Genomic DNA, 17,214 nt, shown 5'->3' with positions numbered 1-17,214 from the left:
TTAAATAAACTGAGTTATTGAAGTACTATACTCGTTTCGAAATTATATTTTATGAGATCTGAGTTTGTGCTGATGAATTTTTTAATAAAAAATTATTAACATAATTGTAGTAAGTTTTACCCGTCTTTAGTAAAAAAAGATCTACTTTACCATAATGTGTATAGTTGATATCTAGGTAGATGGTATTTATTTTTAATTAAATATTTTCCTTGCATACATTTATATTAAAATATTCTTCTCTATTATAATGTTTAGAATATGTGATTTATATATACATTAGTGGTGATATTTTGGAGAGATCATAAGCAGTAGCTTTTTTATTGAAATTACTATGATGCTTAAATTAAAGACTTACTACAGTGAAATACAGTTGTTGCTTAATAAGCATAAAATTATAGATTTCATTAAGTAAAATTTTAGAAATACCTTTACCAAAATTTTTGTTTTAATATTATATTCCGCGAGTTGTTAAAGAAGCTATAGTTATATTGAAAATAATATTATCATACATTTTATACTAATTATATAACAGTGCTGCATTGAATTTTATTAATAAAATATTCTATTATGTCATAGAAAATGTTGGTAAAATTTAAAAAATAGATTTGGATTTTAATAATTATATCTTTCTAAGATATTAATTTTCATTAAGTTGGAACAGTCAATAGATATCACATTATAAATGACTTATAGGAGTTAGTATGATAAATGTATTCAGTAAATAAAATAGCGCGTTTTTATATACATCTATATACTTATTGCATTTTAATTTCTATCTAGATTGATTAGTTAGTAAAATTAAATATTTATTAATATTTGTATTGTTTTTCTCCGGCTATTACTTAAAGAATTTATTGAATATAATTTAATTATTGTATAGTATGAACAGGCGCATTTTTTTACTTCAATCTTGACGATATAAATAATAGTGTTTTTAGATTTTTTGTGATAGATATCCTCTGTTTTTAGGACAGTAGTAAAAACTGTTTAGCTGAAAATCTAGATATGATCTAAATTATTTTGTATAAAAGAATTAATTTCATTCAATAGTAAAATCGATGATTAATTTAAAATGCACCTAATAAAGAAAATTAGTGAATATCACTCATGATAATTAAGGCCAGTATAATTTAGCAAAAACTGTGATAACATTGCAACAGGACGACCTGTTGCGCCTTTTTCTTTACCTGAATGCCATGCAGTACCTGCGATATCTAAGTGAGCCCAAGTATATTTAGTTGCGAAATGTGATAGAAAACAACCAGCGGTGATAGCACCACCACCTAGATCTCCACCTATATTCGCTAAATCAGCAAAATTAGAATTTATTTGGTTATAATATTCTTCTGCTAACGGTAAGCGCCATACACGGTCGCCTGTTTGCTCTGATGCTTTAAGTAGTTCACGAGCAAGAGAGTTATTATTAGACATTAATCCGGTGTAGTGCTTTCCTAAAGCAACAACACATGCACCTGTCAAAGTTGCAATATCAATAACTAATTCAGGCTTAAAACGCTCAACAAAAGTAAGAGTATCGCAAAGAACCAAACGACCTTCAGCATCAGTATTAAGGACTTCAACAGTTTTTCCTGACATAGTCGTTAGAATATCACCTGGACGAAAAGCGCGACTACCTGGCATATTTTCGCAGCCTGCGAGAATACCCACTACATTAATTGGTAATTTTAGTTGAGTAACAACGCGCATTACACCACAAACAGTTGCTGCACCACACATATCATATTTCATTTCATCCATATTATTGGCAGGTTTAATAGAAATGCCACCTGAATCAAAAGTTAGACCTTTGCCTAATAATACAATGGGTTTTGCTTTAGAGTCTGGATGACCTTGATATTCCATAATAGACATCATTGACTCATTTTGTGAACCTTGTCCAACAGCAAGGTAAGCATGCATACCTATTTCTTTCATTTGTTTTTCACCAATAACTCGTGTTACTAGTTTATTTTCTGGTATGTCAGCTAATTGACAGGCGTGAGACGCTAAATAATTAGCATTACAAATATTTGGTGGCATGTTACTAAGATCTTTAGCAGTTTTAACACCGGCTGCAATTGCAAGAGCATGAGAAATAGCACGTTCACCACTAGTTATTTTATAGCGGGTTGAGACATTGAAGACTAACTTACATAGTAAATGACAATTTTTAGTTTTATTGCTTTTGAGTTGATCAAATACATAGAGTGATTCTTTTACTATTTCGACAGCTTGACGCACTTTCCAGTAATTATTACGGCCTTTAACATGTAATTCAGTTAAGAAACAGACCGCTTCTATTGAACCTGTATCATTTAGAGCTTTAATAGTTTTATAAATAATTTGTTTAAACTGATGTTCATTTAATTCCTTTTCTTTACCACAACCGACAAGTAGAACACGTTCAGAAAGAACATTTGGTACATGATAAAGTAGTAAAATCTGTCCTAATTGACCTTCTAATTCCCCTCGGTTCAGCAAATTACTAATATATCCTGTACTTATTTTATCTATTTGTTCAGCTGTATTAGATAAACAGCGTGGCTCAAAGACCCCGACAATCATACATTCACTGTGTAGTTTTTTCGGGCTATTATTTTTTACACTAAAATCCATGAGAACTCCTAAATTTTAAAGATAAAAGTCTATATTTCAGCTAAATTAGTACTTTAAATTTAACTCATAGTGAATAAATTCACTATATTTAATTAAGAAAATATATTTTTAATAAAATTAAACATGTTTTAATTAGGCGATTAGTATAAAGAATGATTTTATATCATGTTAGTTATATAATGTACAAGAGTATACGTTAAAATAGTATATATTAAAATAACTTGGTAATTTTGCACTAAAAAAGAAATTTTCATAGGCATATAAACGTGATTATTATTAGATATTTAGTACGAGAAACTCTGAAAAGTCAGTTAGCTATCTTATTTGTGCTGATGTTGATTTTTTTTAGTCAGAAATCTATCGATATTCTTGGAGCTGCAGTACAAGGAAGCATTCCTTCAAACTTAGTATTACCTTTATTGGGACTTGGAATACCTGAAATGGCTCAGCTGGTTTTGCCGTTGAGTTTGTTTTTAGGGGTGTTAATGACATATAGTAAACTTTACACTGAAAGTGAAATTACTGTAATGTATGCTTGCGGCTTAGGAAACAGTGTGATGATAAAAGCGGCCTTAGTTTTAGCTATACTAACTTCATTAGTCGCGGTAGTGAATATTACATGGATGCTACCTTGGTCATCGCAATATCAAGAAGAAGTTCTGGCTGATGCAAAAGCTAATCCTGGTCTTGCGGCAATAGTAGAAGGGAAATTTAAAGCCACAAAAGATCACAATATTGTACTTTATATTAGTGAAGTAAAAGGTAATAATTTTAAACATATTTTTCTTGCTCAGTTACGTCCGATTAATGAGCAGCGCCCATCAATTATTATAGCAGATAGTGGGTGCATGACAGAAGATTCTGAAGGTCGTCAAGTTGTCGTACTAGACAAAGGAACTCGTTATGAGGGAACGGCATTATTACGTGATTTCAAGATCACTCATTTTATTAACTATCAAGCCGTCATTAATCATAAAAATAGTGAGAAAAGACAAGATAGGATTGAACAGAAAAATATGTTTGAGTTATGGGAGGCGAGTGATTCTGTTTCAAATACAGAATTTCACTGGCGTTTAACAATTGTATACTCTGTAGTAGTCATGGCGTTAATCGTCGTACCACTGAGTGAAGTTAACCCCCGTCAAGGGAGAGTATTCAGTGCACTTCCTGCTATGTTATTATATTTGATTTTTTTTCTGTTACAAATTACATTGCGTAACAGTGCAGAAAACGAGGCTATTGATGCGAAATATGCATTATGGTCTGTAAATTTAGGTTATTTAGTATTAGCGATTTTTCTTAATATGTGGAATACAGTATTGATACGTCGTTTACGGGTTAAGTATAATAGCAAAGTGAACTAATTTTGTGTATTTTTAATGATGCTTATTATACTGTACGTGATTACATATATTGACCGTGTTGAGAATCTACTCAAAGATATTAATATTTTTTATTGATAGCATGAATTAGATATTTTAGTATTTTCCGTGGAAGTATTATTTGCACTAGTGAAGATGTAAATTTTATGTTATTAATATATTTTATAAATTGCGCTTCCGAAATAAAAATGACTATTTTATTTCTAGTATTAGTATGTTAATTCATAAGTTAGCTATCCTATTTTTATAAAATCATAGTTAGCTCAAAAAGACTGTTTCCAGAAGATTATCTCTAATTAATACGTTATAATTAATAAAAATTGTATGAAAATAAACATTACTTTATATATATAAATATATTATACAATATTACATTAATTGAAAGTGATTTTATTTATTATCTTGATTGATAAAATGAAAAAAAATGTAAGATCTTCTTTTGTAAGAAAATTTATCATAAAAGTAATTCTGAATCAATTGTTATGTTCAAACTCTATGCTAAATATTTGATGAATGTTTGATAATTATTACAATCCGCTTAAGGATATAGCGCTATTTTATTTTAAGATATTGACTATAATTTTATAAAAATAACTATATTAAATGATTTTTTTTGAATTAATACAAACTAAATGATTTTACAACAGTGATTCCACATTTAAAATTATATCATAGTGAATTATTATTAGTTATTAGTGATAAAATTTCAACGAGATTAAATATTTACATAGAGTTTTTATATTATTTTAATACAAAATGTTTATATTCTACAGTGTGTATATGAAATTTATACTTGAGACTATTTAGCTTAGTTTCTAAAACATTCTGAACTCTAAAAATAATGACATAAGCAAACTTTTCTCATATTAATATTTTACTAGGTAATTTCATATTATTTCTAGTCGTACTAATATGCAGAAAGTTATTAATAGTTTATTAGTAGCAATTTTAGATATGAAAAAATAGATCTGTATAGTTAAGCATTATTTATTTTTTTTAGAATCGCTCTCTTGAGATAATCAAAATGATTTTAAGATACTCATGAATTTTTAATTTCATTATTTTTAATTAGAGAAATATAGTTTTAATTGATGCTATCTTATTATAAGTATTTCGTTTATATGATTATAATTTTAAATTAATTACTTATGATTATGTCTTAATATAAGTAAAAATAAATAAATTAGTTTTAAAAAAGTTTAAAAAGTTTAAGAAATTTGACAATTGATAGTAATTTGTATATTTTTATTTGAGTTATTGTTATAGTAGTCGCAGTATTTCTATAAGATTTATGATAAAGACAAGATAATGATAGATTTTGTAATGATTTTAAATAATTTTAATACTATACTCAATTAGATTTTATAGTTATATCAAAGAGAATATATTACTAAAAAGTAATAGACACTTTAAATTAAAGTGCTAAACCTTAATATATCTTTTTTCTAAAAAATTAAATAAACTTAGGAAAGGATTTCAAATAAGTCTGAACAATAAAATAGCTTATTTAAATTTTCTGAATTAGTGCAATACAAAGACTGAAAATTTCTCCTTCCGTTCTTAAAAATCAACTATATACATTTTATCAATACAGCACAGACACTTCGGGAGAATTTAAAATTATTCTAAATGAGTATGATATATAATAGGTATAACAATATTTTTTATTAATTCGAGCATATATAGTTTCATGGTAAAATCTTTTCGGTACTAAAATTTTAAAAATATAACCTGCAAAAGTCCAGGTTACCAAACATTATCGCTTATATAATTGCTAAATATATTTAGATTGTATTGTACTTTATTATTCAGTCAATATTATAAAACATATTAATATTTTATGCACGTATAGTGAGTTTTCAGCTAGTACAGAGATAATGTACTGGGTAAGTTTTTATTAGGTAAATAAACTCATCTTTTATTATCAAATGAATAAGATGACATAATATAAGTTAAGTTTTTATATATATCTCTCGTATCAGTGATACGTAAATTCTATGTTATTTGTTTCTGATGTTTATTAATTAAGCATGATATATTTATATATTTGTAAACTATTATCAGATTTATTTAATTTAAGAGATATTTCTTTAAGTTATGTATAGTGTTGTTCTCATTATCAATGCAATGTTAAAGATATGCAGATCAGAAATATATTGACATTATATTATACTAAAAAATAATGCTCAGTAAAGTGTTCAATGAGTATGAAAAATTATAAATTCTTAAAAAATAATCTAAAATTTTCATATAATAAATAAATTATTATAGCATTCATTATAATAAAAGCTGAATTGTTATTTAATAAATTGGATTAATAGTAAATTTCAAGGTCAGTAGGCAGAAAACTTTAAAAGTATCTCGTGATACAGTTTTAACTATTTTTATTAACTACAAGAAAACATTATTACTCTTGAGTCAGTGATGAATATCTAAATATTGATAAGAATATCAAAGAATAGAAACTTGTTTTTATAAAAATCTAATATGAGATATTTGCCTACTTTATTAAAAGTAGCGAACTACAATATTAATCTTTGTAATTGAGCAGTAACCTGATATGCGAAAATATTCAATTATACTATTGATCCCAGTATGCATTTTAGTGAATAACTTAAATTAATATTGGATAATCATTGTAAGAATTTTTGTATTAGATTATAAAATGAAATTTATTGGAGTAAATATTACTTAATAATTAAGTGCTTATATATAGTATCGTGACCTTTATTGAGTATAGGTCATTAAAACTATTGTTCAATTAATATGATGATACTAAAATTTATTAGTTTCTTAAAAAGTTTTATGATTTTATTGTAATATCAATTCAAAAAACAGATATTAATAGATTTATATATCATCTATATAACTAAAGATAAGATAACATCTGAATTAGACTTAGAGTTTAAAAAAATGTATTAAGTTAATTTTAGTACTATAAATGATAAATTTTCAAAAAACTGAATGAATTCTCAGATACTGATTTGAATTTCATAAGTTTTCTATATAAAATAAAATTATTTTTTTCAAAAATTACAAGAAATAACTATAATTTCTTTGAAATTACGTTTATCTTTATCTCTATTCGTTAGAATATCTCTGATTAAGATATAATCTTTCAAAAAATATTTACTTTCAACCCAGTATATTGATAAATGTGTTGAAAATATATGATTAGTAGTACATTTTGTTATTAACAATTAGGATGGTAAGAGAAAAAGTAAAACTATTTTCAGAATGAATCTAGGCAATTAGATTACGTTAATTGAGCAATTATATATTGACTGAGTGATTTTTTGACGTTACTAATAAATTTTTTATTTATATAAACTGTTTATACTAGATCTACCAAAATGACTCATTAGAGTAGACATTATTATTCAGACTCTATGTAATTTTTTAAAGAAACATAGAAATACATGCTATAAGTGAGAAACTTAAGATAAGTATTCAAATACTGTCACATTTTTATCTTCACTACATTTTTTGTTGCTCGTAATATATAGTTAACAAAATAATATTGTTAATTGTACTTAAGAAGTATAAAAATTTATTTTATTTTTCTATCTCAATATTTTTTCTAGCATGTTAGATACGCTATCTGAATATATTTTACTCGTTTAATATGTATCTTGCAACATCTTTTTAAGTAGAATAGTAATTGTTTATCTAATCTAGAAGTAGTAGAATCTTTTTATTTATGTTTTGATCTATTTGTTATTATACTTAAATTAGATACACTTGAAATATCTATAGTAATGTTATGATACTTATTTATATTATTAATATTTATATATCTATGATGATAAACATTATTTTAGCTTTTTAAGTCATTCTAAGATCGTTAGTGTTAACTATATAGTTTATTACTTAACCCATAGTGAGGTTGATTTTGTTTATAACGGTTATTTTATAGGGTAAATAGTAATATAATATGATCTTTTTAGGAAAGTATTAGACAATATGTTAACAAAAACTAATTTTTTCAGGGTGAATTACAAAGTGAATGAATATTTCACTATTATAGACTCGTCTCATCTTAAGATGAATACATTAAAATAATTACATTTAGAAAGTGCTGAATTAATTTCTTCATCTTTAATTTATTTTTATCTACCTGGAACTATAATTTTTGGGAATTTTCTGTTTATTTTAATCGAGGAGATTTAACATTTATGCATATATTATGAATATAATATTGTATTTATTGTTTTATAGATCTAATGATGTATATATATCGATTTATTTTGTTTATATCTAGAGAAAACTTAAATTATTTTCTGTATATTTGCCTAGAAATTTGTTAGTTCAATGATAATTAATATGATGAAACTGATTTTAATATTCATTAAATTCTAACTATTTTATATATATTTAATTTCAATAGGATAGGATAAAATAACTGAATACAAAAGAAAGATTGTTTTAACTATTTTAAATTTAAAATGTAAATTATTGCATTAATTCTATTTTAACTATTCATTTATTAAAATTGCAGAGATAAATTTCTCTTCTTCTTTTCGTAATGTCATTATTTCACAACCATTTTTTGTTACAACTACTGTATGTTCATATTGCGCAGACCAACTTCTATCTTTAGTTTTTACTGTCCATCCGTCATTCATTGTACGAATATGGTAATCACCGATATTTACCATAGGTTCAATAGTAAATGCCATGCCTTTTTGTAATATAATTCCATGATCATCTGCATCATAGTGAAGTATTTGTGGTTCTTCATGAAAGTTTTTACCAATACCATGACCACAATATTCACGGACAACAGAAAAATTATTCCTCTCAATAAATTCTTGAATGGTTTTACCTAGTGTACGTAAGCGAATACCTGGTTTAACGATACGCAGAGCTAAATAAAGACTTTCTTGTGTTATTCGGCATAGACGTTTATTTTGAATAGTATGTTTGCCAAGAATAAACATAGTAGATGTATCACCATGAAAAGCTTCTTTAATTACTGTGACATCAATGTTTACAATATCACCATCTTTGAGAATTTTATTATTGCTAGGAATTCCATGACAGATAACATCATTCACTGAAATACAAACAGATTTAGGAAAGCCATGATAGTTTAAGCAAGCTGGTATTGCATGTTGTACTTCAACAATATACCGATGACAGAGACGATCAAGTTCCCCGGTACTGACGCCAGGTTTTACGTTTGGAGCAATCATTTCCAACACTTCAGCTGCTAGGTGTCCAGCAGCACGCATTTTTTGAATATCTTCTTCAGTTTTGATTATAATACCCATGAGTTTAGTCCATTGATGTAAAAATGTTTGTGTGATAAAGTAAAAAATAATAAAACTAATGAATAAGTAATAAAATTGTTTGTACAGTATTTATTAATACTCATGGTATCAGTTCACCGCATTTCATACTAACTACGTATTAATGTCATTCTTTAAATCTAGGTAATATATGCAAGTATTCCAATGCATATATAATATATGTGTTTAAGTATTTGAGTAAATTTTAATAACAATAAAGTTAGACTGGTTATACTTATCATTAAGATGTGTTTAGTTTTAAAGAATGTATTTTAAATCTTTTAAAACATAATGATTGTATTTATCATCTCAAAATTAAAATTACTATATTAGTAAATATATATAGATGTTTATATACTTTTATATCCTTATAAGCGTCGAAACATAAGATATCTTTTATTGTGTAATTTCCTTCAAAAAAGTAAGGTAGATTATTACCTTAAACTTAATAAGAAAAATTCTTAAAAAAAGTATAGTGTTTAGGATTATTAAAATAGTAATAAATGTTATGTTAATAGTGCTTAAATATCAATACTATGTTGTTATAACAAATACAAAAAGCGTTAAGAGAAAATACAGCTCCTGGATAATGTTATCATCTAGGTAAAATTTCTATCAGACAACACGTTTTGATAGACACTGAAAATAGTTTAATATAATTACAGTAATGATAGTTACTATTATGAATAAAAATGTTAAATAGTATAGAATGTTCATAAAATATTAGTATTGATAAATCATATTTTCTAATGGAGGTTATATAATTTATATATTTACAGATAAAAACTATGATATACTAAGTTCCATTATTAAAATTTTAAAACTGAATCAAGACTGTACTCTTACACAGTATTTCTAAATATTAATTTGTTAAATACTTATTTAGTTAGAAAATGGAAATATCATTAAATATCAACAATGTAAATGCACAATAATTAAGAAATCTTTACTGAATCAGATTTCACAACCTATTTTAAAGGTATAGATCGTTTAGGTGTTTATATAGTGTTGTATGTATCATATACTAAAGTAACAGATAAAGTCATATTAGTAGAGTATGACATTATTAATATGTAATCTCATCATTAAATCGTAAAGATCATAATTCAGAGTGATTTGTCAGATACATGAGAAAATATTAAATTGTTAATTTACGTTAAAGTAATAAACATTTAGTTTGATGTATTGTTTTAAATACTTACTTAATTATTAATGAATATTAATTAATAATTTTTAATTATTCATTCAATTATTAATTGATGACTGTACTTTAATTACAATTAATAATATTAACAACTTGCGTTAAAATATTATTAATTTAGCTGATTACATCACACTGAATTTTTTATTATTATTGTTTATTTTCTGTATTGATACTCTTGTTTTTCTCTACACCGTGTACAGTGGAAGTATAGTTTATGGCTGGATTTGTGTTTTATTTTTTATTGCAGTTTATTAAATTTTAATAACTTTATGATAGTATGTGTTTAATATCCGGTTGTTATTGATTTACAATAAGATATAATAATTTTTATTGATATCAGGAAGTTAAGTTAGTAAATAACTCTAAGTACGTGCGCCTTAGTTGATCATTGTCAATGATGACACAATTAATTGTAAGTTAACTTACGATACATTTAGAGATATAAGATTCATTTTTTTCTAGTTAATCTAGAAAAATACGTTGATTTTAATCTTGTTAGATAATAGATCACTCCATAATAGATCACTCTAGTAAATTATGTTTCATAAACATTTTTATTGTGTTACTTAGCGCGAATTACAAGTGTATTGAATATATTTTTACTTAATTTAATAGTGCTACCCTTTAGCATATGAATTTAACGATAAATTATGCATAAAGATCATGTTTGACAGTAAAAATCTTTAGAATATTTCAGTCATTTAGATTGTAGAAGCTCTCATATTTAAACAGTATAGATATTAAGTTAGAAGTTTTTTATAAATTTTATATACTGGCAATGAAGATAAAAATATTTTATATTAGTAATTATATACTATAACTTTTTTAAGTTAATACTAGATCTACTGTATTTTTATACAGTATTAATTCATTTTATTCACTTAATAGTATATAACTATATGAATTTAAAGCATAAAGTTTATGAATACACATGTAAGTTTGCACAAGTGAGCAAGAAGTCAGTTTGTTATTGAATTACATTGCAAGTTATAGATCAGCGATTATATCATTGAATGTAAATTAAAATAGATTTCAAGATTTATCTACTGTGCGAAAAAGAAGAATTAAATGTATTGTGACTATATTTTGTAACTTAAAGTTAAAATTAATTTTTTAGTTTCATAATACTCTTTGTTAGTAGTATCAAAATCTTAATTTTATCTACTGTTTCCTTAATGCACTTATAATAACATTGTGTTTGGTTATGTTTACATTATTATAAAATTATCATTATTTTCTTGCGAAGGATAAATGTTATAATGACACTATCATAACTTAAACAGTTTAGAAAGTAAAAAGAAAAATATTAGTTTCAAAAATATAAATACCTAAGTAATTATATATATTTTAGTAAAAATTAATTTTATCGTTGATTGTTAAGTAATTCTTAAAAAAATTTTCTAGTCAGTAGTTTTACTTCTGACGATATAAGCTTGGTAATATTCATTCTTTTATAAAATTCTTTTTCATTTTTTAAATCATAGTTTACCTTAAAGATAATTAAGTTATTTTATATTAAATTTTCCTCTGGAAAATCATCTTAAAGATTTGCATATTTACTAAATTAAGATTCAAGTTACTTGAATACACATCTGATGTTAGTGTTATTTTGTTGTCTATCTTATCTCCGTTGATATGGAGACATGTAATTGTGTTTATAGTTATTTCTTGATTTTTTTAGATAAATTGAAAGTTGCCTCATCGAGTAAAATGGAGTGATTTTCTACTATCTTTTGTCTAATAGAATAAAATTCTTTTTGATATCCAAAGGGTTGTTAGTTTGAAACATTTTCTATTAAAATAGTTTAGATAATTTACATTAAAAGGAATTTATGTTTTTTCATAAAGATCTTCGTTTGATTAATGATTGTTAATAGTTAATATTGAGTATGAAAATTTTAACTCTTAAAGTCAAAACATGTATTAGTTGATACTGATTTATATTTTTAGTTTGCATCATCTTCTTTCTATGCAACTGTTTTTATTGTATGAGGTAGCGATGATAGAGATGATAGTGTATTCTAATACAATAGAACTATTTAAAATAATACAGTGGAATATTGATTCAGAGAATAGTTCATTCAATGTGACTTGTGATATTCTAATGAAAGAATATTGCAAGTCAAAACATTAATTTTACTTTTAGTTCAGAAATTTAATCTCAGTACATTTAACTGTTTTACGTATAAATACTAAATATATATATAGTTAAAATGAAGTTAATGACGCAATGGTCTGGTTGTAACGTTTCACTGAAAGTAATATCAAGATCGTATAAGTTTTTAAAAATATTTAATTTAATGTTTACATATATATCTTGAATATATTTTTTTGAATAAAAAACTTCAGAAGAATTAAAATGATCTTATAAAACAATTGAATATATCATAGACATATAAAGAATAATTCTTATTACGATATTTCAATACAAAGCTGATAAAACATTTTAATAGTGTGTGATTCATTAGGTCATAGTTTATTGCGATATGTTCAAATGCACTATTTATTATCTTTCTAAATCGATAGCACTAAAATTTTACAATATTAATTTTAGGAATAGTAGACTAATTAGCTAGTATATACAATTAGATTATACAAGAAAGATTATTGTAAAAAGTAAAGTGTTTTTATTGACTAATCTCCTATTTCTTAGGATAATATTATAGTATGGTAGTGGTGCTCAAATAACTTAGTAAAAATTAGAAAGTAAGTTTTATAAAATCTTTAGTTATACCTGTAGGATAAGGGGGAAGAACGTTTTGAGATTATGCATGAATTATTTATGGATTATGAATTGATCTGCATACTATGTGTTATCTATAAATTTTTAGATAACTATTGTATGATTGTTATCGTAAAATATGGGATTAGATTTAATTGAAGAATGTTTGACTAGATCATAAAATATGATAAACGTATAAATAAATTTATTTGTATTTATCAAACTATTTATTAGTCAATACTCGTGTAGTGAAAATTTATTAGTATTATAAAGATGACTTTATTTAATTATTTCATTTGTTAAAAAATACAATCAACTTTCTTGAATCTTTTTTTGCAACTATATTTAAGAAAATACTAACAACGGTTATGCATAAATTGTCTCAAGTAAAGAGTATCAGAATAAAGTGAATTTCTAAAATTTATATCACAGTAAAAATCGTATTTAGATTATTTTTCATTTTTTTATATTAAGATCAGTAGGTTACTGAGTCAATATTTTCATAAGCTAAGTTTAAAGTGAATGATTTTTTAACATCATAAGAAGCATATGGTAGTGACATGTAACGCAAGAAAGACTTTATTGATTATACCTAGAAAAATATCTGATTAAAATATACTTTTAAAATTATAAAATAGTTACTATCTATTGAAATGATTTATATATATTTAAAATATACATCTAGTGTTAGTATATTGTATTAGAGAGAATTTAATTTCTAACTAAAAATATTATCCTTTAAACATAGTGCGAGCACTAAGTAAGATTTATTAATCATTTATAGAATTAGCATGAGTAGTGTTTGAATATCTTTTTTGAGTTAATTAACTTTAGTATTTTATTTTTCTATTGCAAAATAAATGAATATACTTTTAAAATTCTATATAACTTAATACTAACATAATATTTGTAGTGAAATAATGCATATTGTATTATAATGTAGTGTACTATCTATATTTAGAGATAGTGAATTTTAGGATCTTTATTAAATACTTTTCATTGAGCAGTATATAAATTAAAATAACATTTTTCTTTTTTTTGAGAGACTGTAAAAATAGAAGAGCAGTCTTTGTATAAAATAATCTTAAATTTTATTTATAATAAAAAGTTCATTAATTAAACTAAAAACAATATATTTTTTAAAAATATAAAACATGCGGAAGTTCAAAAATGAACAATAGACTACAGAATAATTAATTTTTAGATGTTTTATACATATACTCTGAATGAGATTAAAACATGCAAAATATTATACTAAATATGCATTTAGTAGAGAGAGTAATGTTTGATGTTTACCAAACATAAGGTTTACTTGTTCAGCTTTATTACTTTAAATGTTCTAAAATATAATTTAGAACATTTAAAGTGCATACTAAATAGTTATGAATTATCTATCTAGCGTTACTGAGCTTGTAAAACTATGGTCAATAAATATAAAGAAACGTTGAGAAAATCTATATTGTCATTTTTTTCAATTTATTTAAGATCATGATTAAATATCAAATGGGTCGCGAAGAATTATAGTTTCAGCACGGTCCGGGCCTGTTGATATAATGTCAATAGGCACATCTGTCAGGGCTTCAACTCGTTTGATATAATTTAAAGCTGCTGACGGTAATAGAGCTTTGTTTTTAATACCTCGTGTGATTTCATTCCAACCGGGTAAAATCTCATAGATTGGCTTTAAACCAATCCATTTCTCTTCTGTTAATGGTGTTGTTTTCAGAATTTTACCATCTGAGCGTGTATAACCAACACAGATTTTTATTTCTTTCAGACTATCTAAAACATCTAGTTTAGTCATACAAAAACCTGATAATGAATTAATTTGAACAGATCGGTTAATAGCTACTATATCTAACCAGCCAGTACGGCGTTTACGACCTGTAGTTGTACCAAATTCTTGACCTTTCTCTAGTAAAAACTGACCTGTTTCATCAAAGAGTTCTGTTGGAAATGGGCCAGAACCAACACGGGTAGAATAAGCTTTAATAATACCTAATACATAGTTTACATAGCGTGGACCTAAACCTGAACCGGTTGCAACACCACCAGCTGTAGTATTGGAAGAGGTCACGTAAGGATAAGTACCATGATCAATATCTAATAATGTGCCTTGTGCACCTTCAAACATTACTAATTCTTTCTTTTGATTTGCTTGATACAGTAAATCAGAAACGTCAATTACCATTCCAGTAAGAACATCAGCTACTGCCATGATATCATCATATGTTTTTTGATAATTAATTGCTGGCTCGTTATAGAATTTAACTAGTTGAAAATTATGATATTCAACAATTTCTGTGAGTTTTTGAGAAAAAGTTTTTTTATTGAACAGATCACCAACACGTAAACCACGTCGAGCAACTTTATCTTCATAAGCAGGACCAATACCGCGACCTGTTGTTCCGATAGCTTTTGTGCCTCTTGCTTTTTCACGCGCATTATCTAATGCAACATGATAATTTAAAATGAGTGGGCATAATTCAGAAATATATAAGCGTCCTCGGACAGAAACACCACGATTTTCTAATTCTTTCATCTCTTTTATTAAAGCATCAGGTGCAAGCACAACTCCATTAGCAATAATTCCGATAACATGTTTATGAAGAATACCAGATGGAATTAAGTGAAGAATAGTTTTTTTACCATTTACAACAAGAGTATGACCAGCATTATGACCACCTTGATAGCGCACTACATATTTAGCACGCTCTGTTATTAAGTCAACTATCTTTCCTTTTCCTTCATCACCCCATTGGGTGCCTAATATAACAACGTTTTTACCCATTTTACAGTACACTCTGTTTCTTAAAAGTGAATGATATTATTTGAAATAAATTATTACTGCTATTTTAATACAAAACATTTTTTTAGAGAAAAAGTAAATTGATATTTTGATTTCTTTATTAAAGCTTCATTACGTAAGTGGTAATAGTGTGAATTTAAACATTCAAAACTTAAAATAAAATTTTTTACTTATATTTTCAGGTATTTTTATTAGTTTTAAGTGGATTATTTGGGGCTTGCATAAATCGAAAGAAATCAGTATCTGGGCTTAACACCATTACATCATTACCACTTTTGAAGCTTTTTTCGTATGCATGCAAACTACGAATAAAAACATAAAACTCAGGATCTTGATTAAAAGCATCAGAAAATAGTTTTATTGCCATTGCATCACCTTCACCGCGATAGGTTAGTTTAATACGCTCAGCTTTTGCTAGTATTTCTGTGACTGTTTTATCGGCTACAGCACGAATTTTTGTTGCTTTTTCTTGCCCTTCTGAACGATGTTGACGAGCAATAGCTTCACGTTCTTCACGCATGTTTGCATAGATAGCTTTAGAAATTTCGCTGGGTAATTCAATGCGCTTAATCCGAACATCAATGACTTCAATACCTAACGCTGCCATGCTGTTTGTTTTCATAGCTTTCGATATCAAATCTATGTCTTGTGTAACAAGATCAGCGACAGAGGTGATAGTAGCACTAGTTTTTTGTATTTTTTCATGTGTTTCCGTTCTTTTATTTAGTGAATTACGAATGTCAACGGTTAAACGACTACGTAAATTAGTAATGATATCTTTTACATTAAGATGACTAAATGTAGAACGTAAATGATCATTAAACTTACGTTTTAACAGTATCTGAGTTTGATATAAGTTACCACCACCTGTTGCTGCATAGTAGCGGCTAAAGTTAGTGACACGCCATTTTAGATATGAGTCTACTATTAAGTCTTTATTTTCATTTGTTAGATAACGATCTGTTTGAATTTCTAACGTTTGAATGCGTGCATCTAAAAATTTAATTGTTTCAAGAAACGGAATCTTAAAATGCAAACCAGGATTACAAATAATCGGTTGATTTTTAGAGTTGCGCAGTACTTTACCAAAACGCAAAACAATGCCGCGTTCAGTTTGAGGAATAATAAAGATAGATGTGTAAGTGAGAAATAAAATGGAAATAATACTAATAATTAGTGATTTTCGCATG

The 17,214-nt window shown here is 25.9% G+C and carries 5 protein-coding genes; 1 reads left to right on the top strand and 4 read right to left on the bottom strand.

Going from position 1 to position 17,214, the window contains the following annotated elements; all coding sequences use genetic code 11:
• Positions 1–1,101: 1,101 nt before the first annotated feature.
• Positions 1,102–2,616 carry a leucyl aminopeptidase gene (pepA, locus tag GFV14_RS02790; RefSeq protein WP_457914153.1) on the bottom strand — a complete coding sequence of 505 codons (1,515 nt, stop codon included), beginning with the start codon at positions 2,614–2,616 and terminating at the stop codon, positions 1,102–1,104.
• A gap of 266 nt (positions 2,617–2,882) precedes the next feature.
• Between pepA and lptF the strand changes: the two genes are divergently transcribed.
• On the top strand, positions 2,883–3,980 hold the full coding sequence (gene lptF, locus GFV14_RS02785; protein ID WP_457914152.1) for an LPS export ABC transporter permease LptF: 1,098 nt from the start codon (positions 2,883–2,885) through the stop codon (positions 3,978–3,980).
• A 4,493-nt stretch (positions 3,981–8,473) separates the two neighbouring features.
• On the opposite strand, the gene map is transcribed toward lptF, so the two are convergent.
• The 3 genes from map to hflC all read right to left on the bottom strand — a co-directional run bounded on the left by map (position 8,474) and on the right by hflC (position 17,213).
• Positions 8,474–9,271, bottom strand: a complete 798-nt coding sequence (gene map, locus GFV14_RS02780) for a type I methionyl aminopeptidase (RefSeq protein ID WP_457914151.1) — start codon at positions 9,269–9,271, stop codon at positions 8,474–8,476.
• A gap of 5,436 nt (positions 9,272–14,707) precedes the next feature.
• Positions 14,708–16,006, bottom strand: a complete 1,299-nt coding sequence (locus GFV14_RS02775) for an adenylosuccinate synthase (RefSeq protein WP_457914150.1) — start codon at positions 16,004–16,006, stop codon at positions 14,708–14,710.
• Between the two features lie 196 nt (positions 16,007–16,202).
• The gene (gene hflC, locus GFV14_RS02770; RefSeq protein ID WP_457914149.1) at positions 16,203–17,213 is read right to left on the bottom strand and encodes a protease modulator HflC; all 1,011 of its coding nucleotides are present in this window, start codon (positions 17,211–17,213) and stop codon (positions 16,203–16,205) included.
• Between the last annotated feature and the right edge of the window lies 1 nt (position 17,214).

Origin of the sequence: Candidatus Hartigia pinicola (assembly GCA_020541205.1) — a bacterium.
GTDB classification, from domain to species: Bacteria; Pseudomonadota; Gammaproteobacteria; order Enterobacterales; family Enterobacteriaceae; genus Hartigia; species Hartigia pinicola.
This window is presented reverse-complemented; position numbering and strand designations above follow the sequence as displayed.

Coding starts and splice junctions, on each gene's coding strand:
- pepA (WP_457914153.1), bottom strand. CDS start 2,616: ATGGATTTTAGTGTAAAAAATAATAGCCCGAAAAAACTACACAGTGAA.
- map (WP_457914151.1), bottom strand. CDS start 9,271: ATGGGTATTATAATCAAAACTGAAGAAGATATTCAAAAAATGCGTGCT.
- GFV14_RS02775 (WP_457914150.1), bottom strand. CDS start 16,006: ATGGGTAAAAACGTTGTTATATTAGGCACCCAATGGGGTGATGAAGGA.
- hflC (WP_457914149.1), bottom strand. CDS start 17,213: ATGCGAAAATCACTAATTATTAGTATTATTTCCATTTTATTTCTCACT.